Below are 22366 nucleotides of genomic sequence, written 5' to 3' on the forward strand. Positions count from 1 at the left end.
TTTCAGGAAGGGAGGACACATGACGACCCAGGCGCTTCAGGATCACATCCTTTTTCAGACCGGTTATCTGGTCAACGGAATCTGGAAAACGCTGGACACGACCTTCGATGTGCTTAACCCCGCAACCGGGGAAGTCATCGCGAAAGTCGCCAAAGCGGGTAAAGCACAAACCGAAGACGCTATCGCAGCGGCCACCAAAGCCTTTCCGGCCTGGCGTGCCAAAACCGCAAAAGAGCGCTCGGCGATTCTTTATCGCTGGTACGAACTGATCATTGAGAATAAAAGCTGGCTCGGGCAGTTAATGACCACCGAGCAGGGTAAGCCGCTGAAAGAGGCCGAAGGCGAGGTGGAGTACGCTGCCAGCTTTATCCAGTGGTTTGCCGAAGAGGCCAAGCGCGCGAACGGTGAAATTATTCCGCCGATCAAACCCGGCTCGCGCATTCTGGCGACCCGTGAACCCGTTGGCGTGGTCGCGGCGATAACGCCGTGGAACTTCCCGATGGCCATGCTCACCCGCAAGTTAGGCCCGGCGCTGGCTGCAGGGTGTACCGGTGTGATCAAACCGGCCAATAACACGCCGCTCAGTGCTTTTGCGCTGCTTACCCTGGCAAAACAGGCTGGCGTGCCCGACGGCGTGCTCAATGCCGTGGCCGGGAATACGCATGAAATCAGCGATGCGATCATGGCAAGCCGCGACGTGCGTAAAATCTCCTTTACCGGCTCGACCTCCGTCGGCAAAACGCTGGTGCGTAATGCTGCCGAAACCATGAAAAAAGTCTCGATGGAGTTGGGGGGAAATGCCCCGTATATCGTTTTTGAGGATGCAGACATCGACGCGGCGGTGAAGGGGGCGATTGCCAACAAGTTCCGCAATGCCGGGCAGGTCTGCGTCAGCGTAAACCGTTTTTATATTCAGGAAACCGTCTACGACAAGTTTGTGAATAAACTGGCCGATGCCGTGAAGGCGCTCAAGGTGGGGAATGGCCTTGACGAGGGCGTTGTTGTCGGGCCGCTGATTGAATCTGCTGCGGTCGACAAAGTGCGTGAGCATGTCGATGATGCCGTTTCACGGGGGGCAACCGTACTGGCAGGGGGTAAGCCCCATCCGCTTGGCGGGAACTTCTGGATGCCAACCGTGCTTGGCGACTGCCATGAAGGCATGAAGCTGGCAGAAGAAGAGACGTTTGGCCCGGTTGCGGCATGTTTCCGTTTCACCTCGGAAGATGAAGTTATCCAGCGCGCCAACAACACGCCCTATGGGCTGGCGGCTTACTTCTATACCCAGAATCTCTCACGTGTTTTCCGCGTTTCCCAGGCCATCGAGAGTGGGATGATCGGCATTAACGAGTGTGCCGTCTCCACGGAGCTGGGGCCCTTTGGCGGCGTAAAAGAGTCAGGCCTGGGTCGTGAGGGTTCCGTGCTGGGCCTGGAAGAGTACCTGGAAGTGAAAACCCTTCACATCGGGGGATTATAATAGACTGGGCGGCATCTGCCGCTCGCCTGGACTGGGTGGCTGGCAATGAAAACCTATACGTTTGATTTTGACGAGATCGACAGTCAGGAAGACTTCTACCGCGAATTTATCCGGGTGTTTGATCTTGAACGGGAAAGCGTGACGAATCTGGATACGCTGTGGGACGTGGTGACCGGGAGTCTGCTGCCGCTACCGCTGGAAATTGAGTTCATCCATTTGCCCGATAAGCTGCGCAGACGCTTTGGCGCACTGATATTACTGTTCGATGAAGCGGAAGAAGAGCTGGAAGGGCAGCTGCGTTTTAACGCGCGTCACTGAATGAAAAAAGCCCCTGACCATGAGGCCAGGGGCAAGTCGTATGATGAGATACGACGAGGGTTTATTTATACAGTTCTGCAGTTGCATGCCAGTGGTCACCCTGATTCAGTTCGGTGACGCGATAGCTGCTGGCACCTGCTTTTTCAGCTTTGGCAGCCAGTTCGTGACGAATATCCATCGGAGAGCCGGTAACAGACGTCACGGAGATGCTGCCCATAGGCTGCAGATTTTGTGCCTGGTCGGCATTCACCTGCTGTACGGCTGCGCTTGCGCCGAAAGAGAGAACAGATGCCAGACCGAGGGTTGCGATGATCAATTTGGTTTTCATAGTCTTTACTCCTGAATAGGGTTTTTGCTCAACGGCGAGAAGGGTTGAACCGCTATTTTTATGCCTGGTGCCGTTGAGTGGAGATTTACGTTTTCAGTTATTGCTCAAACTTATTTGTACAGCTCAGCGGTGGCGTGCCAGTGAGCACCAGAACGCGCTTCGATGATGCGGTAGGATGACGCACCCTTTTCTTCCGCTTTTTTGTTCAGCATCTCACGCATGTCCATTGGCGATGTGCCGACCGCGCCGACAGAAACCGTACCGATGGTCTCGCGTGATTGCGCCTGATCAGCATTGATAGCGTCAGCCGCGAAAGCACCGAATGACAGGACAGACAGGACGCTCAGCGCCGCTACAGTTGATTTGATTTTCATGATTTTTACCTCGTCGAATTTTTTAGTGGGGTCTTGTTTCGTGACCCTCATCACAAAATCAAGTATACACTAATAACGGTAAAAATTAATACCAGACTAATGGTTTCTGTTGTTATTACGTGTTAACCACTCTGTTTTTTATAACCAAATTGCATAATAGTGGGTGTTTTTCGCGCATTTGTGTTGGTTATATCTAATAAAATCATATGGATATCAGCTTTTGATTTTTTGTGCGATTTTTTGATTTAGCATTCACCAGATGAATGTTAATGGGCGGTAAAAAGCACTATTTGTCAAAGTCAGGGGCAGTGGAAAAGAGGGGGAAACGGCGTGGGGGCAGAACGATCCCCGCAGCGGCGCTGCGGGGAAAGGGGATTAGAGTTCCTGTTCGAACAGAACCAGAATCGCTTCGTGGAGATCTTTAACGGAGAAACCGCTAGCCGGCGTGGTAAAGATGGTGTCATCGCCGGCGATAGTCCCGAGGATGCCTTCTGTTTTACCCAACGAGTCCAGCATGCGGGCAATCAGCTGTGCGGCTCCAGGGCTTGTGTGGATCACCACAACGGCATCGTTGTAGTCGATATCCAGAACCAGATTCTTCAGCGGGCTGGAGGTGGTCGGCACGCCAAGTTCAGCCGGCAGGCAATAGACCATCTCCATCTTGGCGTTACGGGTACGCACCGCGCCAAATTTCGTTAACATGCGGGAGACTTTCGACTGATTGATGTTATCGAAGCCTTGTTCCTGCAGCGCCTGAACAATTTCTCCCTGAGAACTGAATTTCTCTTCTTTAAGTAGCGCTTTAAACGCCTTGACTAATTCTTCTTGCTTAGACGAGCTTCGCATAAGTCACCCGGAATATGACGATAGAAACAACATTATTATGCATGTGGATGAATTTTTATGCAAATTATCTACTCAGCGCCAGGCTGAAATAATGTTATGAAAGGGAGTGATTTTATCAGATTTCGTTATCAGAAAACATGCCTGGGTCACGCCGCGCAAATAAGCTTAAAAGTAAATTAAATGTTATCAAAATGATGTTGTTTTGGTGGCGGGGCAGGGTGTATTGTAACCACCTCTTAATTCGTCGCCGTCTGTCGTCAGATAGCCTTCTGAAGAGAGATAAAGTCGCGTGACCTCAAATTCTTTAGCTACGAAAATTGTAATTATTTACTTGCTGAATTATGGTCGCCGCAACGGATTTACAGATACTTAAGTTAACCATAATAAGGAGTTTAGGATGAAAGTCGCAGTCCTCGGCGCTGCTGGTGGTATCGGCCAGGCGCTTGCCCTACTACTGAAAACCCAACTGCCTTCAGGCTCAGAACTCTCCCTGTACGATATTGCTCCAGTAACCCCAGGTGTGGCGGTTGACCTGAGCCACATCCCAACTGCTGTAAAAATCAAAGGCTTCTCCGGTGAAGATGCGCGTCCTGCACTGCAGGGTGCCGACGTGGTGCTGATTTCTGCAGGCGTGGCGCGTAAGCCAGGCATGGATCGTTCAGACCTGTTCAACGTCAACGCGGGCATCGTGAAAAACCTGGTGCAGCAGATTGCCGAAATCTGCCCGAAAGCGTGCATCGGTATCATCACTAACCCGGTGAACACCACCGTTGCTATCGCAGCAGAAGTGCTGAAGAAAGCGGGCGTTTACGACAAAAACAAACTGTTCGGCGTAACCACGCTGGATATCATCCGCTCCAACACCTTCGTTGCTGAGCTGAAGGGCAAACAGCCAACAGAAGTGGAAGTGCCGGTCATCGGCGGTCACTCTGGCGTCACCATCCTGCCTCTGCTGTCGCAGATCCCAGGCGTAAGCTTCACCGAGCAGGAAGTGGCTGACCTGACCAAACGCATCCAGAACGCGGGCACCGAAGTGGTGGAAGCGAAGGCGGGTGGCGGTTCTGCAACCTTGTCTATGGGCCAGGCGGCTGCACGTTTCGGTCTGTCACTGGTTCGCGCGCTGCAGGGCGAGAAAGGCGTTGTTGAATGCGCTTACGTTGAAGGCGATGGCGAACACGCTCGCTTCTTCTCTCAGCCGCTGCTGCTGGGTAAAAATGGTATCGAAGAGCGTAAATCCATTGGCAAGCTGAGCGCGTTTGAACAACACGCGATGGAAGGCATGCTGGATACGCTGAAGAAAGATATCACCCTGGGTGAAGAGTTCGTTAACAAGTAATACGAACCGTCTCCCGGCAAAAAAACGGAGCTTATCGCTCCGTTTTTTTATGCCTGTCAGTTCGTTGCCGGGTATTCCTGAATGGTGACTTGCAGCGTCAGTTTCTTATCGTTGCGCATGACTTCAACTGGGATGATAGAGCCCGGGCGAATTTCTGCCACCTGGTCCATCGTCTCCAGCGCAGAAACCGCTGGCGTGCCGTTGACCGACACAATGACGTCATTGACCTGAATCCCCGCGTTGGCCGCCGGACCGCCTGGCGCCACCTCGTTCACCACGATGCCCTGGATCTGATCGATACCGCCACCCTGGGTATGCATCGGCGCAATTTCGCGGCCACCGATACCGATATAGCCGCGGATCACGCGTCCGTCGCGGATCAGCTTATCCATAATTTTGGTCGCCAGCTGGAACGGAATGGCAAAGCCGATCCCTTCCGGCGTCTCACCGTCGTTACTCTTATCGAACGACAGGGTGTTGATGCCCATCAGTTCGCCCAGCGAGTTGACCAGCGCACCGCCGGAGTTACCGTGGTTGATGGAGGCATCGGTTTGCAGGAAGTTCTGCCGCCCGGAGGGGTTCAGACCAATACGGCCGGTCGCGCTGATGATCCCCTGAGTGATGGTCTGGCCCAGGTTGTAAGGGTTACCAATCGCCAGGACGACGTCGCCTATATGCGGGGTACGTTTACGGTTGATCGGGATGACCGGCAAACCGCCCGTGGCGTTAATCTTCAGGACGGCGAGGTCGGTCAGGCTGTCAGAACCAACGAGTAATGCCTCAAACACGCGGCCATCCTGCAGGGCGACGATGATCTGGTCGGCATCGTTTATCACGTGCTTGTTGGTAATAATGTAGCCGCGCTCGTCCATGATCACGCCGGAGCCGAGGGTGCGGATCTCCAGCTGGTTGTGGGCTGAAGTATTCAGGCCACGGTTATAGACGTTAACCACGGCAGGTGCGGCTCGGCGGACGGCCTGGTTATAGGTGGCCGGTGTTTCATCCGTGCTATCGAACTGGGGAGCCGACAGTTTATTGAACTGACGTAAAGACGGCAGCGCCAGCAGCAGCAGGCCAGCGACAATCAAACCGATGACAATAGAACGTAAGAGCTTTAAAAGCATGATGCGCGTGTCGTTAAAAAAGGAACGATTTGCAGCATAACATGAGTTATCCGGACATCACACGCAGCGGTGATGTCCGGGTCGCAAATGCTTAGCGCAACAGTATATAGATGGACTCATTGCCGCGCATGACCTGCAGGGCAATAACCGCCGGTTTACTCTCCAGCACCTTGCGCAGTTCGGCAATGGACTGCACGCGATTGCGGTTTACGCCAATGATCATATCTTCCTGATGCAACCCGGCCTGAGCGGCAGGGCTGCTCTTTTCTACGGTGTCGATGCGAATGCCTTTCGTACCGTCCTTCAGCTGTCCATCGCTCAGCGTTGCACCCTGCAGCGCCGGGGCGATCAGCTCCGCACTGGCAGAGGAGGAGGTGCTCTTATCCAGCGTCACTTCAACGTTCAGCGGTTTACCGTCACGGATCAGACCCAGCTTCACTTTGGCGCCGGGTTCGGTGGTGGCTATCCGCGAGCGCAGCTCGGCAAAGCTGCTCAGCGGCTTGTCGTTGAGGCTGACGATCACATCGCCCGATTTGATACCTGCTTTTGCCGAGCCGGAGTTAGGCAGCACTTCACTGACAAACGCCCCGCGCTGTACGTTGATGTTGAACGCTTTTGCGATATCCGCGCTCATCTCCATACCTTTAATACCCAGCAGCCCGCGTTTGATTTCACCGAACTGTATGAGCTGCTGTGCCAGCGTTTTGGCCATATTGCTGGGAATCGCAAAACCGATCCCAATGCTGCCGCCGCCCGGGGCCAGAATCGCCGTGTTGATCCCAATCAGCTCACCGTTAAGGTTGAGCAATGCCCCGCCGGAGTTCCCGCGGTTGATTGAGGCATCGGTCTGGATAAAGTTTTCCAGCCCTTCCAGATTGAGGCCGCTGCGTCCCAGCGCGGAGACGATCCCGGAGGTGGCGGTTTGCCCTAAGCCAAAGGGGTTGCCTACGGCGACGGCAAAGTCGCCGACGCGCAGTTTGTCGGAATCCGCGATGGCAATCTGGGTCAGGTTGCTCGGGTTTTGCACCTGTAGCAGCGCGATGTCGCTCTGGTCATCGCCGCCAATCAGTTTGGCATCAAATTCGCGTCCATCGTTTAGCTGGACGCTGATTTTATCGGCCTGGCTGATGACATGATTGTTAGTCAGAATATAGCCTTTTGCCGCATCGATAATGACGCCAGACCCCAGGCCTTCAAAAGGTTGGGCCTGCTGGTCGGGAGACTCATCGCCAAAATACTTCTTCAGTTCTTCAGGGACGCGTTGGCTTTGTACCGCCGTGCCTTCAACCTGAACGCTGACGACCGCAGGCAACACTTTTTCCAGCATGGGTGCAAGGCTTGGAATGGCCGCCTGGCCAGGCACCTGGGAGGGAATGGCGGCAAATACAGGAACGGACGCCGAGAGAGATAACCCGACACTTAACGCGATAGCGCTCAACAGCTGGTTTTTTTTCTTCATCGATGTTGACTCTCGTAACCTGGAATAAAGGAAAAACGGCCCCAAAAACACGTTGATGTTATTGAATTTTAAACCGCTGAACAATGAGGTGTTTAACTAAATGATAGCTGGGGTCATGAAGAAAGGACGGGCGCAATCGCTGCGCCCGTAAAATAAATTCAGGTTGTGCGATTAATCGCGTTTTACACCGCCGCGCAGCAGGCCGGACGCGCCGTCTGAATAGTCGCGAGGCATCTGAACGGGCGCCTGATCGTTACCGGCCTCAGAGTCTGCCAGACGGTTGCGGAACGGGTTGGTTTCCGCCGTCATTTCCGGCAGCAGGCTGCTGGAGCTTTTTGCCATATGCTGATACAGCTGACGATAGTCGGTCGCCATGTTGTCCAGCAGCTCGGCGCTACGGGCAAAATGGCTGACCAGCTCTTCACGATACTCTTCCAGCTCGGCTTTGTTCTTTTCCAGTTCGTACTGCAGTGACTGCTGCTGACGCAATTTGCGATTACCGAAACGCATGGCCACAGCACCGATCACGATGCCGACGACTAAACCAATTAGCGCATATTCCCAGGTCATGAACTTCTCCCGTTGTCTTGTGATTCCGTAGGGTGTTGGCTCGGCTCCTGCCTGTGCCTGATAATGCCACTATAACCGCTATTTCCGCAGAAGTGGAATCCTGACGTATCATCGCGTAGTGTAGAACGGCCTTTTTTTCATCAGTCATGCACACTGATGAGCATTAACTGAAGGAATAACAACAATATCATGCAAAGCCTTTCCCCCTCATCGCGATACCAACAGGCCCTGAATGAGGGCTCGCATCAGCCGGATGACGTTCAGCGTGAAGCGGTAAACCGACTGGATACGATTTACCAGGAGCTCACGGCAAAACCCGCAGACGTAGTGCAAAGCGGTGGGTTAAAAGCGGCATTTGGACGGTTGCTCGGAAAAAAAGAGCCGCACGTGAGTGCACCAGTTCGTGGCTTATATATGTGGGGAGGCGTTGGGCGCGGTAAAACCTGGCTGATGGATATGTTCTACCAAAGCCTGCCGGGAACGCGTAAACAGCGCCTGCACTTCCACCGTTTTATGCTGCGTGTTCATGAAGAGCTGACGGCGCTACAAGGGCAGAGCGATCCGCTGGACATTGTTGCCGAACGATTCAAAGCCGAAACGGATGTGCTGTGTTTCGATGAGTTTTTCGTTTCCGATATCACCGATGCCATGCTGCTGGGTGGCCTGATGAAAGCGCTGTTCGCGCGTGGGATTACGCTGGTGGCCACATCGAACATTCCCCCTGACGAGCTTTACCGAAATGGTTTGCAGCGGGCGCGTTTTCTGCCAGCCATTGATGCTATCAAGCAGCACTGCGACATTATGAATGTTGATGCAGGGGTGGATTATCGTCTGCGTACGCTGACTCAGGCTCATTTGTGGCTTTCACCGTTAAATGATGAAACGCACTGCCAGATGGATAAACTGTGGTTGGCTCTGGCCGGTGCAAAACGTGATAACGCACCAATGCTTGAGATTAACCACCGGCCCTTACAAACACAGGGCGTAGAGAATCAAACTTTGGCGGTCTCGTTTGTGACACTGTGTGTGGATGCCCGCAGCCAGCATGATTACATCGCCCTTTCACGCCTGTTCCACACGGTGATGCTGCTGGATGTGCCGGTGATGACGCCGCTGATGGAGAGTGAAGCACGCCGTTTTATCGCGCTGGTGGATGAATTTTACGAACGCCACGTCAAGCTGGTTGTTAGCGCAGCGGTGCCTTTATATGAGATCTATCAGGGCGAGCGGTTGAAGTTTGAGTTCCAGCGCTGTCTGTCACGTCTACAGGAGATGCAAAGTGAAGAGTATCTCCGTCGTGAACATATGCCTTAAGCGTTATTAAAATGTAAAAAAAAGCCGCAAAAACTTTGCGGCTTTTTTAATGGGTTGATTATTTATTTTCCCATTGAATGAATAGCTAGAAAATAAAAGTTGGATTTATATTATATATTTTAAATTGATTTTTAAGTTAATCTTAATTTGAATTCGGTTGTTTTTCTTAATGTTGTTTTTTCCCATTTTAAATCAGTTTGTTGATTGATTTTTTATTTGTGCTGACTGGGTTTTTATTTTTGGCGGGCAAGCTAATGAACAATTCGTGCGGAAAATAATACATGACTGGCGTGATATTATCCACATCATCTCTGTTGTCACCCTTTTATTTATTTTCTGCTATTCGAGAGCTGCCATTATGCAAAAGAAAAGGATACTTGCCGCGTGCATTGCTGTTGCATTGCAATCTCCTGTTTATGCCGCCACAACGATAGACGACACAACGGAAGAGACAAATTGCACAGCTTCTGATAATGCTTCCCTGAATCAGGAGGAAAAAAACAAGCTCGCTGAACAATGTCGACAGCAGTCTTCCGAAGAATGGGGTTGGCTGGCCGGTGGTGTTGCTGCGGTAGGTGCCGCAGTTGGGGCCATTGTCTACAACGATGACGACTCTCATCACGATTCGAATACCTCTGTGCCACCGGATGATGGCGGCGATGTCACACCTGTACCACCGGATGATGGTGGCGATATCACACCAACACCGCCTGACGACACTTCCGTCGTGTCTTTCAGTAACGGCGTGACGCTGGATAAAGGTGCAGATACGCTGCATTTTGATGACATCAAACTGGATAATGGTGAAAAGCTCGGCCCGGCAACGCTCAGCTACACTGGGCAGGATAATCAATGGCAACTGAACACACAGGATGGCCAAACGCTACTGGTCGCTGACTGGAATGTAACAAAAACTCAGGCTGCCGTTATTGAAGGCACGCAAAATGGTCTGTACTGGAAATATGACAGTAAAGGCTATTTGATTCTCGCGGATGAAAACACACAGGTACTTAGCGGAGAGGGGGAAACCCATACCACCGATCGTGGGCTTGATGTCAATGGGCAAAATAATACTGGTGTAATTATCTCGGGTGATAAAACCCATAATACCTTGAGTGGGGATTCTACTGTTTCGAATGGCGCTACGGGCCTGGTGATCAGTGGTGATAATACGGTGAACACTATTTCGGGGCAATCTACCGTTGATGGTGCCACCGGCGCACTGATTTCTGGTGATGATTCGGTCACTCATATTTCTGGTGGCATCAACGTTTCCGGTGGCGGAACAGCGCTGATTATCGATGGCGATAAAGTCACAGTGGATAATACCGGTACCTCCAATATAAGTGGTCAAGGCTCTACCGGTTCCATTATCACAGGCGATAACGCCCACATCAGCAACGATGGTCATATGACCATTACTGACGGTGGCACTGGAGGTAAAATTACTGGCGATGGTACCGTTATTGACAACAAGGGTGATTCTACTGTCAGCGGAAACGGCTCGATCGCCTTGATTCTCGACGGCGATAACTCAATCGTTATCAATGAAGGGAATCAGACAGTTTCTGATGGAGGCGTAAGTGAGTATATCAATGGCGACAATGCCCGCCTGATCAATACCGGCGATATCAACGTAGACGGCGCAGGTTCCGCAGGCGTCGTCGTCAACGGTAATGATGCCAACCTGACGCAAAACGGTGACCTGTTGATCACCAATGGGGCGCTGGGTATTATCCTCTACGGCGAAGGCAACAAGTCTACTAACGATGGGCACACCGTCGTGCGCGATGAAAATTCCGTCGGCTTTGTGGTTGCGGGTAAACAGAACAGCTTCAACAACAAAGGCGATATCAATGTTAGCCTCAATGGTACAGGTACATTGGTCAGCGGCGACAATTCGCTGGTCAATCTGAGCGGGGATATCAATGTCAATTCAGAACAGGACGATAGTGGTGTCTATCGCGGTGCGACGGGTATTTCAGTTACGGGGAACCATACCACGACCAATATTGTCGGCAATGCCACGCTTAATGGTGCTTATGCCGCCGACAGTCTGATGGCATACAGTGACACCCTGACAGGTATCAGCATCATTGGTGACGATAATGAGTTGGATCTTGTCGGTACGCTTGGCATCAATATTGAGGATCTGAGCGCTATTGACGGACAATTGCTTAATACAACTGGTTTCGATATTCAGGGCGATGGCAATATCGTCAATATAACCGGCGGCGTTGATATCAATTATTCCGCTTCGCCGGATAGCTATATGAGCAGCGTTATCGGCATTAATGTCAGTGGCAATAGTGATGTTACGTTGAGCGGGGAATCTAATATCACGACTACTGACATAGAAGGTGGGAGTGTGTCGCTGGCAAGAGTGACCAACGGCGGTTCTCTTGTGTTGGATGAAAATTCTGTGATGTCCGCTGATATCAATACGCTTTATAGTTATTTCGACAACACCAGCAACGCACTATTACTTGCCAGTGGTACAGGGTCATCAATTGACAACAAGGGTATTATTGATGCCAGCGGTACGATGTTTTTTATCCGCGCTACTGATGGTGCTCAGGGTAAAAACAGCGGTGATATTACAGTAGTAACCAATGATAATACCTATGCTACCAGCGCCATTATGGCCGCCAGCGACAGTAAAGAGTCAGTGGTGGAAAATGCCGCTGGCGGCAGTATCGCTGTAACCACGGGTTCAACGCCAAGCTATCTGGGGGAGCATACGGGCGACCCGATGTATCCCATGGATCCATATACGAATATTATTTATGGGATGCTGGCATATGATAACGCAACTGCTATTAACGACGTCGGAGCCAGTATTTCAATGTCTGGCGCAGGTGTATATGGCATGGGTGCTACCATAGGTACTGTGCAAAATGCGGGCGATATTTACATTGATGGTTTTGCCCGTACTCTCGACAGTGATGGAAATATTACGGATGAATACTTCTGGGATACCAATCACGTTGAACTGCCCAGCGCCGGGATGGTGGCTGGTACAGACATGACATACAGATCGGGAGACGCCACGGCCATCAACACCGGCACAATTACCGTCAACAACGCCGGTTATGGCATGACCGCAATGTCCGGCGGTACAGCGATTAACCAGGGAACAATTAATCTGACTGCCGATGAGGGTATTTCCGGCGAGGAAAACCAGCTTGTCGGCATGGCAGCGCTTTATGGCGGCGTGGTCATCAATGACACGACGGGCACCATCAATATTGATGCCGATTACGGTCAGGCTTTCTACACCGATGGCTCCGGTTATATCATCAACAACGGGGCCATTAACCTGAACGGCAGCCCGATGGACGAGAGCGATACCCATATGGGGTCGACACCAACCGATCAGGTGTGGCTGCAAGCGCTGGCAGGTAGCGGCGAAAGTCTGGATAAAACCTCTGCGACCGGATTCTTCACGTCAGAAGCGTTAGCCAACTACGGCACTGCCACGATTAACGGTGATGTGGATGCTAACGGCTGGCTGTATAACGAAGCTGATGCCCATCTCACCGTCAATGGCGAGCTTCTGGTTAACACTGGCGGTCTGGAAAACCAGGGGGGCCTAGAGACCAGTACGCTCTCTTCATGGGGGAATGTCTATAACCGCGATAGCGGCAGTATCACCACCGATCTGTTAACCCTTAATGGCAACACGACCTTCTTCAACGATGGCGATTTTACCGGTTCCATTGCGGCAACCAGCTACCAGCAGGAGATCGTCAACACCGGTAATATGACGGTAGCGGAAGACGGTAAATCCCTAGCGTCCGGCAGCTTCTACTTCTATAACCAGGAAGGTGCGACGCTCAGTAACAGTGGTAGCGCAACGGAAGGTGGCGAAAACACCATCATCAATATGACGCGCGCTAACGACTCATTGACGCAGGTTAATAGCGGCACCATTACCGCCACCAACGGCTACAGCGCAATTACTACCGCTAACGGCAGCAACAGCCCGAAATGGATCTGGAATACCGAAACCGGCGTGATCAACGGCATCAATCCTGATGCGCCGCTGATTAACCTCGGTCGCGGTTATAACTTCGGTAACGAAGGTACAATTAACATCCAGGGTGACAATGCGGTAGCCATCAGCGGTGGCACCAGCAGCTATGAAATTAACCTGGTCAACAGCGGTACGATTAACGTCGGTACAGAGCAGGGTAAAGCGGACGGTACCAACGGTACCGGGCTTATCGGCATCAAAGGCAACGGCAAAGATACCACCATCAACAATACTGCTGACGGCGTGATCAACGTTTATGCGGATGATTCATACGCCTTTGGCGGCCAAACCAAAGCCATCATCAACAACGGTGAGATCAACCTGCTGTGCGATAGCGGCTGCGATATCTATGCGCCGGGCACCACCGGCACGCAGCACAATGCCGACGGCACTGCGGATATCGTCATTCCAGATGCGGCTACCGCACCTGCTCAGGGCAACGTTCCGACGCCACCTGCCGATCCAAACGCGCCTCAGATGCTCTCCAATTATATTGTCGGTACCAATGCTGACGGCAGTTCTGGCACGCTGAAAGCCAATAATCTGGTGATTGGCGATAACGTGAAGGTGGGCACCGGCTTTACCGCCGGTACGGCAGACACGACCGTTGTCGTGGACAACGCGTTTACCGGCAGCAATATTCAGGGGGCGGAAAACATCACCTCCACCAGCGTGGTATGGAACGCGCAGGGTAGCAATGATGCGAATGGCAACGTTGACGTCACCATGACCAAAAACGCCTACGCCGATGTCGCCACAGATAGCAGCGTGGGTAGCGTGGCACAGGCGCTGGATGCGGGCTACACCAACAACGAGCTGTACACCAGCCTCAACGTTGGTACCTCTGCTGAACTGAACAGTGCCCTGAAACAGGTCAGCGGTAGCCAGGCGACAACGGTATTCCGTGAAGCGCGCGTCATGAGCAATCGCTTTACTATGCTGGCTGATGCCGCGCCGCAGGTGGGTGATGGGCTGGCCTTCAATGTCGTGGCGAAAGGCGATCCGCGTGCGGAACTGGGAAATGACACACAGTATGACATGCTGGCGCTGCGTCAAAAGCTCGATCTCACAGACCGCCAGAGCCTGACGCTGGAGTACGGTATCGCCCGTATTGACGGCAACGGCGCGAACACGGCGGGTGACAACGGCGTTACCGGCGGTTACAGCCAGTTCTTCGGCCTGAAGCATAAGCTTGCGCTAAATGACGACGGTTTAAGCTGGAATAACGCCCTGCGTTATGATGTCCATAACCTCGACAGCAGCCGTTTGGTGTCTTATGGCGACGTTAACAAGGTGGCTGACTCTGACGCGCGACAGCAGTATCTTGAATTCCGCAGTGAAGGCGCGAAAACCTTTACCATGCTGGACGATGCGCTGAACATCACGCCGTATGCGGGGGTGAAGGTTCGCCACACGCTGGAGGATGGTTATCAGGAGCGTAGTGCGGGAGATTTCAACCTGTCGATGAACGCAGGGAGCGAAACTGCGGTGGACGCCATCGCAGGGTTGACGCTGAACTACGCCGGGAAAAACAGTTGGGGCGCAAGTGCAACGCTGGAAGGCGGGCCAAACCTGAGCTACAGCAAGAACCAGCGCTACGCCACGCTTCAGGGGGCCGCAGGGCAGCAGTTCAACGTCGATGATGGTCAGCAGGGTGGCGGGGTTAATGGTATGGCGACGGTGGGCGTGAAGTACAATGCCTATGAAACCAGCCTGAACCTGGATGCTTATCAGTGGAAGGAAGACGGTATCAGTGACAAAGGGTTTATGTTCAGCGTGAAGAAAACATTCTAATCGCCTTTCGGTGGGGGGATGCTCTTTCCCCTCACCTCCTCGAAAAAGGGGTCGATCTTTGACCCTGACTTCTCTATAATCTTGCGACCCCACGTTACGAGAAGGTTTTTTTCCCGAAACTTTCTATGTGTCGGCATGAGCTATTCGAAGGGGTAGGTTTGCCGGACTTTGTCGTGTGAACCTCAACTGACTAAACGTTTGGGTGTTCACCAACGTGTAACTTATTATTTGGGTAAGCTTTTAATGAAAACTTTTACAGCTAAACCAGAAACCGTACAGCGCGACTGGTATGTTGTTGACGCGACCGGTAAAACTCTGGGCCGTCTGGCTACTGAACTGGCTCGTCGCCTGCGCGGTAAGCACAAAGCGGAATACACTCCGCATGTTGATACCGGTGATTACATCATCGTTCTGAACGCTGATAAAGTTGCTGTAACCGGCAACAAGCGTACTGACAAAATGTACTACCACCACACCGGCCACATCGGTGGTATCAAAGAAGCGACCTTTGAAGAGATGATTGCTCGCCGTCCTGAGCGTGTGATTGAAATCGCGGTTAAAGGCATGCTGCCAAAAGGCCCGCTGGGTCGTGCTATGTTCCGTAAACTGAAAGTTTACGCAGGCAACGAGCACAACCACGCGGCACAGCAACCGCAAGTTCTTGACATCTAATCGGGATTATAGGCAATGGCTGAAAATCAATACTACGGCACTGGTCGCCGCAAAAGTTCCGCAGCTCGCGTTTTCATCAAACCGGGCAGTGGTAAAATCGTAATCAACCAGCGTTCTCTGGAACAGTACTTCGGTCGCGAAACTGCCCGCATGGTAGTTCGCCAGCCGCTGGAACTGGTTGATATGGTAGAAAAACTGGATCTGTACATCACCGTTAAAGGTGGTGGTATCTCCGGTCAGGCAGGTGCGATCCGTCACGGTATCACCCGCGCTCTGATGGAGTACGACGAATCCCTGCGTTCTGAACTGCGTAAAGCTGGCTTCGTTACTCGTGACGCGCGTCAGGTTGAACGTAAGAAAGTGGGTCTGCGTAAAGCACGTCGTCGTCCACAGTTCTCCAAACGTTAATCCATTCTGCTTACGCAGAACGATTGGCGAAAAACCCGCTTCGGCGGGTTTTTTTATGGATAATGCGCAGGTTATCCACAATATCCATGCATATATCTTCTCTTTTTCCACATTTCCAGAATCCCCTCACCACAAAGCCATCAAAATCTGGTAAACTATCATCCAATTTTCTGCCCAAATATCGGTGAATACTCGATTTTTGTTCGATTCTTGAACAATGTGTCTTCTCTGGGATGGGCGATACAACATCTGGCTGGCCCCTGTTGGGCTGGTAGCAGTAAAAATTCTGAATATACCTGGAGGTTTTCATGGCTGTCGCTGCCAACAAACGTTCGGTAATGACGCTGTTTTCTGGTCCTACTGACATTTATAGCCATCAGGTTCGTATCGTGCTGGCCGAGAAGGGTGTCAGTTTTGAGATCGAGCATGTGGAAAAGGATAACCCGCCTCAGGATCTGATCGATCTCAACCCGAGCCAAAGCGTACCGACGCTGGTGGATCGCGAGCTGACCCTGTGGGAATCCCGTATCATTATGGAATATCTGGATGAGCGTTTCCCACATCCGCCGCTGATGCCTGTTTACCCTGTTGCGCGTGGTGAAAGCCGCCTGTACATGCAGCGTATCGAGAAAGACTGGTATTCGCTGATGAACGTGATTACCAGCGGATCCGCTGCCGAAGCCGACGCTGCGCGTAAGCAACTGCGTGAAGAGCTGCTGGCAATCGCCCCGGTGTTTGGTCAGAAGCCGTTCTTCCTGAGCGATGAGTTCAGCCTGGTAGATTGCTACCTTGCACCGCTGCTGTGGCGTCTGCCAACCCTGGGCGTAGAGTTCAGCGGTCCTGGCGCGAAAGAGCTGAAAGGCTACATGACTCGCGTCTTTGAGCGCGACTCTTTCCTGGCATCCTTAACTGAACCGGAACGTGAAATGCGTCTCGGCCGAGGCTAATGACTGTGGAAATGTCACAACTTACCCCACGCCGTCCGTATCTGCTGCGCGCCTTCTATGAATGGCTGCTGGATAACCAGCTCACGCCGCACCTGGTTGTGGATGTGACGTTGCCGGGCGTGCTGGTTCCAATGGAATACGCACGTGACGGACAGATTGTACTGAACATCGCCCCACGCGCGGTGGGTAACCTGGAGCTGGCAAACGATGAAGTACGCTTCAACGCGCGTTTCGGCGGCGTACCGCGCCAGGTTTCCGTACCGCTGGCTGCTGTGCTGGCTATCTACGCGCGTGAAAACGGTGCGGGTACCATGTTCGAGCCGGAAGCGGCATATGATGAAGACGTTGCCAGCCTGAATGATGACAACGCATCTGATGAGCGTGAAAGCGACACGGTGATGTCAATTATCGATGGCGACAAACCCGATCATCAAGATGACAATGACCCTGATGACGATCCGCCTCCGCGCGGTGGTCGTCCGGCACTTCGCGTCGTGAAGTAATCAAACAGGCCCATAGGGCCTGTTTTGCTTTCTGCCCCTTTTCGCCACCTGTTATTTCCTGTGTTATGATAAATTTTTCTTCCTTTCCGGCACCGGACTGCAATGAAAACGACTGATCTTAAAGCTGAAAACTCTGATGAAACCATTGGCCGCAGCCTGCGACGTCGTCCGCTGGCGCGCAAGAAGTTGTCCGATATGGTGGAAGAAGAGCTGGAGCAGATGATCCGCCGGAAGGAATTTGCGCAGGGAGAACAATTGCCCTCCGAGCGCGAACTGATGGAATTCTTCAACGTCGGTCGCCCCTCGGTGCGTGAGGCGCTGGCGGCGCTGAAGCGTAAAGGTCTGGTGCAGATTAACAACGGTGAACGCGCCCGCGTTACCATGCCTTCTGCCGATACCATCATCAGCGAGCTTTCCGGCATGGCAAAAGATTTCCTGACCCAGCCAGGGGGCATTGCCCATTTCGAGCAGTTGCGTCTGTTTTTCGAATCCAGCCTTGTTCGCTTTGCCGCTGAATTTGCCACTGACGAGCAAATCGATCGCCTGACAAAAGCGCTGGAGATCAATAGCCAGTCGCTTGATGATAATGCGCTGTTTATTCGCTCCGATGTCGACTTTCACCGCGTGCTGGCGGAGATCCCCGGCAACCCGATCTTTAACGCGATCCACGTTGCATTGCTGGATTGGCTGATTGCCGCACGTCCAACAGTGCCGGAGGCTGAGCTGTATAAGCATAATGAAGTCAGCTATCGCCAGCATATCGCGATCGTTGATGCGATCCGCCGTCGCGATCCTGATGAGGCTGACCGCGCGCTACAAACCCACCTCAATAGCGTGTCTGCGACCTGGCACGCCTTCGGCCAGAGTTCCAAAGCCAAAAAATAACGATCTCCTTTAGTGAAGTCGATCGCAATATAAGCGATCTGTATTCCACTGCTGCGTAATTGATCTGGTATAACAGGTATAAAGGTATGTCGTTATAACAAACACACGATCAATTGAGGTATCTATGGCAACGCAATTACGCGGCGTAATGGCCGCACTCCTGACCCCCTTCACCCGCCAACAGGCGCTGGATAAAGAGAGCCTGCGCCGTCTGGTGCAGTTCAATATTACGCAGGGTATCGACGGTCTGTATGTCGGAGGTTCAACGGGGGAAGCCTTTGTGCAAAGCCTCTCCGAACGCGAAGAGGTGATGGAGATTGTGGCGGATGAGGCGAAGGGGAAAATCACCTTGATCGCCCACGTCGGCTGCGTGAGCACGGCGGAAAGCCAGCAGCTCGCAGCCTCTGCGGCGCGACTTGGCTTTGACGCCGTGTCCGCCGTCACACCGTTTTACTATCCCTTCAGCTTTGAAGAACATTGCGACCACTACCGTGCAATTATTGATTCTGCGGATGGTTTGCCGATGGTGGTTTATAACATTCCGGCGTTAAGCGGCGTGAAGTTAACGCTGGATCAGATCAATACCCTGGTGACGCTGCCGGGGGTGGGGGCGCTGAAGCAAACCTCTGGCGATCTGTTCCAGATGGAGCAGATCCGCCGCGCGCATCCGGATCTTGTGCTCTACAACGGCTACGACGAGATCTTCGCCTCCGGCCTGTTGGCAGGGGCAGACGGCGGGATCGGCAGCACGTACAACATCATGGGCTGGCGCTATCAGGCGATTGCCAACGCCGTTCGTGAAGGGGATAACGCCACCGCACAACGCCTGCAAAGCGAGTGCAATAAGGTCATCGACTTGCTGATCAAAGCCGGTGTCTTCCGTGGGCTAAAAACAGTGCTGCACTATATGGATGTGGTATCGGTACCGCTGTGTCGCAAACCGTTTGCCCCTGTGGACGAAAAATTCTTGCCGGAGCTGAAAGCCCTGGCGGAGCAGTTAATGGCGGAAAAACGCTAACGCATTGCCGGGTGGCGCTCCGCTGACCCGGCCTACAAAAACGCGATACGTAGGCCGGATAAGGCGTAGACGCCATCCGGCAAAACGACAAAGAAATCGTCGGGAGAGTGAAATGAGTAAGTCTACCCAAAGCATCCCGTGGTACCGCCATCTTACCCGTCCACAGTGGCGTGCGTTTTCCGCTGCCTGGCTGGGATACCTGCTTGATGGCTTCGATTTTGTATTGATTGCCCTGGTCCTGACAGAAGTAAAAAGTGAATTTGGCCTGACGACGGTGGAAGCGGCGAGCCTGATTTCGGCGGCCTTTATTTCACGCTGGTTCGGCGGGCTGTTACTGGGGGCAATGGGCGATCGCTACGGCCGTAAGCTGGCGATGATCACCAGTATTGTCCTCTTTTCCTGCGGTACGCTGGCCTGTGGTTTTGCGCCGGGCTATGTCACGATGTTTATCGCCAGGATGGTGATTGGCATGGGGATGGCGGGCGAATACGGCTCCAGCGCAACCTACGTCATTGAAAGCTGGCCGAAGCATCTGCGTAATAAGGCGAGCGGCTTTTTAATTTCCGGCTTCTCCGTCGGTGCCGTGCTCGCCGCCCAGGTCTACAGCCTCGTGGTCCCCGTATGGGGCTGGCGCGCACTGTTCTTTATTGGCATCTTGCCCATCGTGTTTGCCCTGTGGCTGCGTAAAAACATCCCGGAGGCGGAGGACTGGAAAGCGAAGCACGAAGGCAAAGCCCCGGTGCGAACGATGGTCGATATCCTTTATCGCGGCAAATACCGCGTTATCAACGTCGCGATGACGCTGTTTGCCGGAACGGCACTATGGCTCTGTTTCGCCGGTGAACTCAATAACGCAGGGCTGGTCGTCATTCTTGGCCTGCTATGCGCCATTGTTTTTATCAGTTTTATGGTGCAAAGCAGCGGTAAACGCTGGCCCACAGGGGTCACGCTGATGGTCGTCGTACTGTTTGCCTTCCTCTACTCATGGCCGATTCAGGCGTTACTCCCTACTTATCTGAAAACCGATCTGGCGTATGACCCGTCTACCGTGGCGAAGGTTCTGTTCTTTAGCGGTTTCGGTGCAGCGTTGGGCTGCTGTGTGGGCGGTTTCCTTGGTGACTGGCTGGGGACGCGCAAGGCTTACGTCTGCAGCCTGCTGGCCTCACAGCTGCTTATCATCCCCGTATTTGCGATTGGTGGCGCAAATGTCTGGGTGCTGGGCCTGCTCCTCTTTTTCCAGCAAATGCTGGGGCAGGGGATATCAGGGATCTTACCCAAACTCATCGGCGGCTATTTCGATACCGACCAGCGTGCCGCTGGCCTCGGCTTTACCTACAATGTCGGGGCGCTGGGCGGGGCGATAGCGCCGGTGATTGGCGCGCTGCTGTCGCAGGATATGGCGCTGGGCACCGCTCTCGGCTCGCTCTCTTTTGGCCTGACGTTTGTGGTGATCCTGTTGATTGGTCTGGATATGCCGTCCCGCGTTCAGCGCTGGATCAGACCCGAAGCACTGCGCACTCACGACGCTATCGACGGTAAACCGCTGAGTGGCGCTTTCTCCGCGGGCAGTGTCAAAAGCGAGCAGGTGGTGAAATGACGACGCTGGCGATTGATATTGGCGGCACAAAGCTCGCCGCTGCCCTGCTGGAGGGGAACAGTCTGTCGATGCGCAGGGAGTGCCCAACCCCCGCCAGCCATACGCCAGGTGCGCTGGAGGAGGCGCTGCGTACTCTGGTTTCACCGTTGGTTACCCACGCCCGGCGCGTGGCGGTGGCCTCGACAGGGATTATTCACAACGGAATACTGACCGCCATTAATCCGGCCAATCTGGGCGGGCTGGCGCACTTTCCGCTGGTCACATTTCTGGAGGAGACCACACAATTACCGGTTACGGCGATAAACGACGCGCAGGCTGCCGCCTGGGCTGAGTACTGCGCGCTGCCGGGTGAAGACGATATGGTCTTCCTGACGGTATCAACCGGCGTGAGCGGCGGCATTGTCCTCAACGGAAAGCTGCAGACGGGCTGCGGCGGTTTGGCGGGGCATTTGGGGCATACGCTGGCCGACCCTGCCGGGCCGTTTTGTGGTTGTGGACGAAGAGGGTGTGTTGAGGCCATCGCATCCGGCAGAGGCATTGCCGCCCAGGCGCAGGGCGATTTAGCCGGGTTGGATGCAAAAGCCATATTCAACCGTGCCGCGCTGGGTATTCCTCAGGCACGCAAGCTGGTGGCGAATTCTGCACACACGCTGGCGCGCCTTATCGCCGACACGAAAGCCGTCACCGACTGTCAGGTGGTCGTCGTGGGCGGCAGCGTTGGGTTGGCAGAAGGGTATTTGCCGTTGGTCGCAGAGTATCTTTCACAGGAGCCTGACGTGTATCAGGTTCCACTTAGGGCGGCCCACTACCGCCACGACGCCGGGCTACTGGGTGCGGCGCTGTTAGTACAAGGAGAGGCATTATGATGATGGGAGAATTACAGTCGCTGGCATCATCGGGTCTGCCCGCTGTTCTGGTGAATGCGCTAACGCTTGCCGTTGCTGCAAGACCGCAGGAAAAATCGCCTGGCCATTATGCACTACAGGGCGATGACGTCTTTATGAACGTCATGCAGTTTGCCACACAAGAGCCGGCGCAGAAGAAGGCCGAACTGCATGCACAGTATATCGATATCCAACTGCTGCTAACCGGGGCTGAGCGCATTGCGTTTGGTGTTGTGGGCTCTGCGCGCGACAGCGAGGAGATGCATCACGATGAAGATTATCAGCTTTGCAGCCGCATTGAAGCAGAGCAATCGGTGGTGCTCAAACCGGGAATGTTTGTCATTTTTATGCCAGGAGAGCCCCATAAGCCGGGGTGCATAGCTGAATCGGCGGGGGAGATTAAAAAAGCCGTTGTGAAGGTTCGTGCCAGCCTGTTAACCGCATAAAAAAAGCCGGATGGAGATCCATCCGGCTTGTCT

Annotated in this window: 20 protein-coding genes; 14 read left to right on the plus strand and 6 right to left on the minus strand. The window is 53.3% G+C overall.

What is annotated here, in order from left to right; translation table 11 throughout:
* Positions 1 to 19: 19 nt before the first annotated feature.
* Positions 20 to 1474, plus strand: a complete 1455-nt coding sequence (locus CWR52_RS14790; protein WP_104950001.1) for an NAD-dependent succinate-semialdehyde dehydrogenase — start codon at positions 20 to 22, stop codon at positions 1472 to 1474.
* A 45-nt stretch (positions 1475 to 1519) separates the two neighbouring features.
* On the plus strand, positions 1520 to 1792 hold the full coding sequence (locus CWR52_RS14795; protein ID WP_008502839.1) for a barstar family protein: 273 nt from the start codon (positions 1520 to 1522) through the stop codon (positions 1790 to 1792).
* A gap of 61 nt (positions 1793 to 1853) precedes the next feature.
* Here the strand turns inward: CWR52_RS14795 and yhcN (CWR52_RS14800) are convergent, their stop codons facing one another.
* From yhcN (CWR52_RS14800) to argR, 3 genes are all read right to left on the minus strand, one after another.
* On the minus strand, positions 1854 to 2120 hold the full coding sequence (yhcN, locus tag CWR52_RS14800; protein WP_008502838.1) for a peroxide/acid stress response protein YhcN: 267 nt from the start codon (positions 2118 to 2120) through the stop codon (positions 1854 to 1856).
* A gap of 110 nt (positions 2121 to 2230) precedes the next feature.
* The gene (yhcN, locus tag CWR52_RS14805; protein ID WP_045910130.1) at positions 2231 to 2494 is read right to left on the minus strand and encodes a peroxide/acid stress response protein YhcN; all 264 of its coding nucleotides are present in this window, start codon (positions 2492 to 2494) and stop codon (positions 2231 to 2233) included.
* Between the two features lie 375 nt (positions 2495 to 2869).
* On the minus strand, positions 2870 to 3340 hold the full coding sequence (gene argR / locus CWR52_RS14810) for a transcriptional regulator ArgR (protein ID WP_008502836.1): 471 nt from the start codon (positions 3338 to 3340) through the stop codon (positions 2870 to 2872).
* Positions 3341 to 3737: 397 nt separating this feature from the next.
* Here argR and mdh point away from each other — a divergent pair, with 397 nt between their 5' ends.
* Positions 3738 to 4676, plus strand: a complete 939-nt coding sequence (mdh, locus tag CWR52_RS14815) for a malate dehydrogenase (RefSeq protein WP_045910129.1) — start codon at positions 3738 to 3740, stop codon at positions 4674 to 4676.
* Positions 4677 to 4732: 56 nt separating this feature from the next.
* Here mdh and degS read toward each other — a convergent pair whose 3' ends face one another.
* From degS to zapG, 3 genes are all read right to left on the minus strand, one after another.
* Positions 4733 to 5800, minus strand: coding sequence for an outer membrane-stress sensor serine endopeptidase DegS (degS, locus tag CWR52_RS14820; RefSeq protein WP_008502834.1), 1068 nt, complete (start codon positions 5798 to 5800; stop codon positions 4733 to 4735).
* Between the two features lie 91 nt (positions 5801 to 5891).
* A complete protein-coding gene (gene degQ, locus CWR52_RS14825; RefSeq protein ID WP_104950002.1) occupies positions 5892 to 7259 on the minus strand; it encodes a serine endoprotease DegQ in 1368 nt (455 codons plus the stop codon).
* A gap of 171 nt (positions 7260 to 7430) precedes the next feature.
* Positions 7431 to 7829 (minus strand): Z-ring associated protein ZapG, encoded by a 399-nt coding sequence (zapG, locus tag CWR52_RS14830; protein ID WP_008502832.1) that lies wholly within the window; start codon positions 7827 to 7829, stop codon positions 7431 to 7433.
* Between the two features lie 189 nt (positions 7830 to 8018).
* On the opposite strand from zapG, the gene zapE reads away from it, so the two are divergent.
* The 11 genes from zapE (at position 8019) to nanQ (ending at position 22333) form a co-directional block, all read left to right on the plus strand.
* Positions 8019 to 9143, plus strand: coding sequence for a cell division protein ZapE (zapE, locus tag CWR52_RS14835; RefSeq protein WP_104950003.1), 1125 nt, complete (start codon positions 8019 to 8021; stop codon positions 9141 to 9143).
* Positions 9144 to 9501: 358 nt separating this feature from the next.
* Entirely contained in the window at positions 9502 to 14973 is a 5472-nt protein-coding gene (locus tag CWR52_RS14840) for an autotransporter domain-containing protein (RefSeq protein WP_104950004.1), read from the plus strand.
* 243 nt (positions 14974 to 15216) lie between these two features.
* Positions 15217 to 15645, plus strand: coding sequence for a 50S ribosomal protein L13 (gene rplM / locus CWR52_RS14850; RefSeq protein ID WP_003860434.1), 429 nt, complete (start codon positions 15217 to 15219; stop codon positions 15643 to 15645).
* Positions 15646 to 15660: 15 nt separating this feature from the next.
* Positions 15661 to 16053 (plus strand): 30S ribosomal protein S9, encoded by a 393-nt coding sequence (gene rpsI / locus CWR52_RS14855; protein WP_003860436.1) that lies wholly within the window; start codon positions 15661 to 15663, stop codon positions 16051 to 16053.
* A gap of 308 nt (positions 16054 to 16361) precedes the next feature.
* Positions 16362 to 17000 (plus strand): stringent starvation protein SspA, encoded by a 639-nt coding sequence (sspA, locus tag CWR52_RS14865; protein WP_025756674.1) that lies wholly within the window; start codon positions 16362 to 16364, stop codon positions 16998 to 17000.
* A gap of 5 nt (positions 17001 to 17005) precedes the next feature.
* Positions 17006 to 17503 carry a ClpXP protease specificity-enhancing factor gene (gene sspB / locus CWR52_RS14870; RefSeq protein WP_025912562.1) on the plus strand — a complete coding sequence of 166 codons (498 nt, stop codon included), beginning with the start codon at positions 17006 to 17008 and terminating at the stop codon, positions 17501 to 17503.
* 102 nt (positions 17504 to 17605) lie between these two features.
* On the plus strand, positions 17606 to 18388 hold the full coding sequence (nanR, locus tag CWR52_RS14875; RefSeq protein ID WP_104950005.1) for a transcriptional regulator NanR: 783 nt from the start codon (positions 17606 to 17608) through the stop codon (positions 18386 to 18388).
* Positions 18389 to 18512: 124 nt separating this feature from the next.
* Positions 18513 to 19406, plus strand: a complete 894-nt coding sequence (gene nanA / locus CWR52_RS14880; protein ID WP_104950006.1) for an N-acetylneuraminate lyase — start codon at positions 18513 to 18515, stop codon at positions 19404 to 19406.
* A 112-nt stretch (positions 19407 to 19518) separates the two neighbouring features.
* Complete coding sequence (locus CWR52_RS14885) at positions 19519 to 21003, plus strand: MFS transporter (RefSeq protein ID WP_104950007.1); 1485 nt, start codon at positions 19519 to 19521, stop codon at positions 21001 to 21003.
* Complete coding sequence (gene nanK, locus CWR52_RS14890) at positions 21000 to 21869, plus strand: N-acetylmannosamine kinase (RefSeq protein WP_104950008.1); 870 nt, start codon at positions 21000 to 21002, stop codon at positions 21867 to 21869. The genes CWR52_RS14885 and nanK overlap by 4 nt, the downstream gene beginning before the upstream one ends.
* A complete protein-coding gene (gene nanQ / locus CWR52_RS14895) occupies positions 21866 to 22333 on the plus strand; it encodes an N-acetylneuraminate anomerase (RefSeq protein ID WP_104950009.1) in 468 nt (155 codons plus the stop codon). The genes nanK and nanQ overlap by 4 nt, the downstream gene beginning before the upstream one ends.
* The last annotated feature ends 33 nt before the right edge of the window (positions 22334 to 22366 follow it).

This window comes from Enterobacter sp. SGAir0187, assembly GCF_002952735.2.
In the GTDB taxonomy this organism is placed as follows: domain Bacteria; phylum Pseudomonadota; class Gammaproteobacteria; order Enterobacterales; family Enterobacteriaceae; genus Enterobacter; species Enterobacter quasiroggenkampii.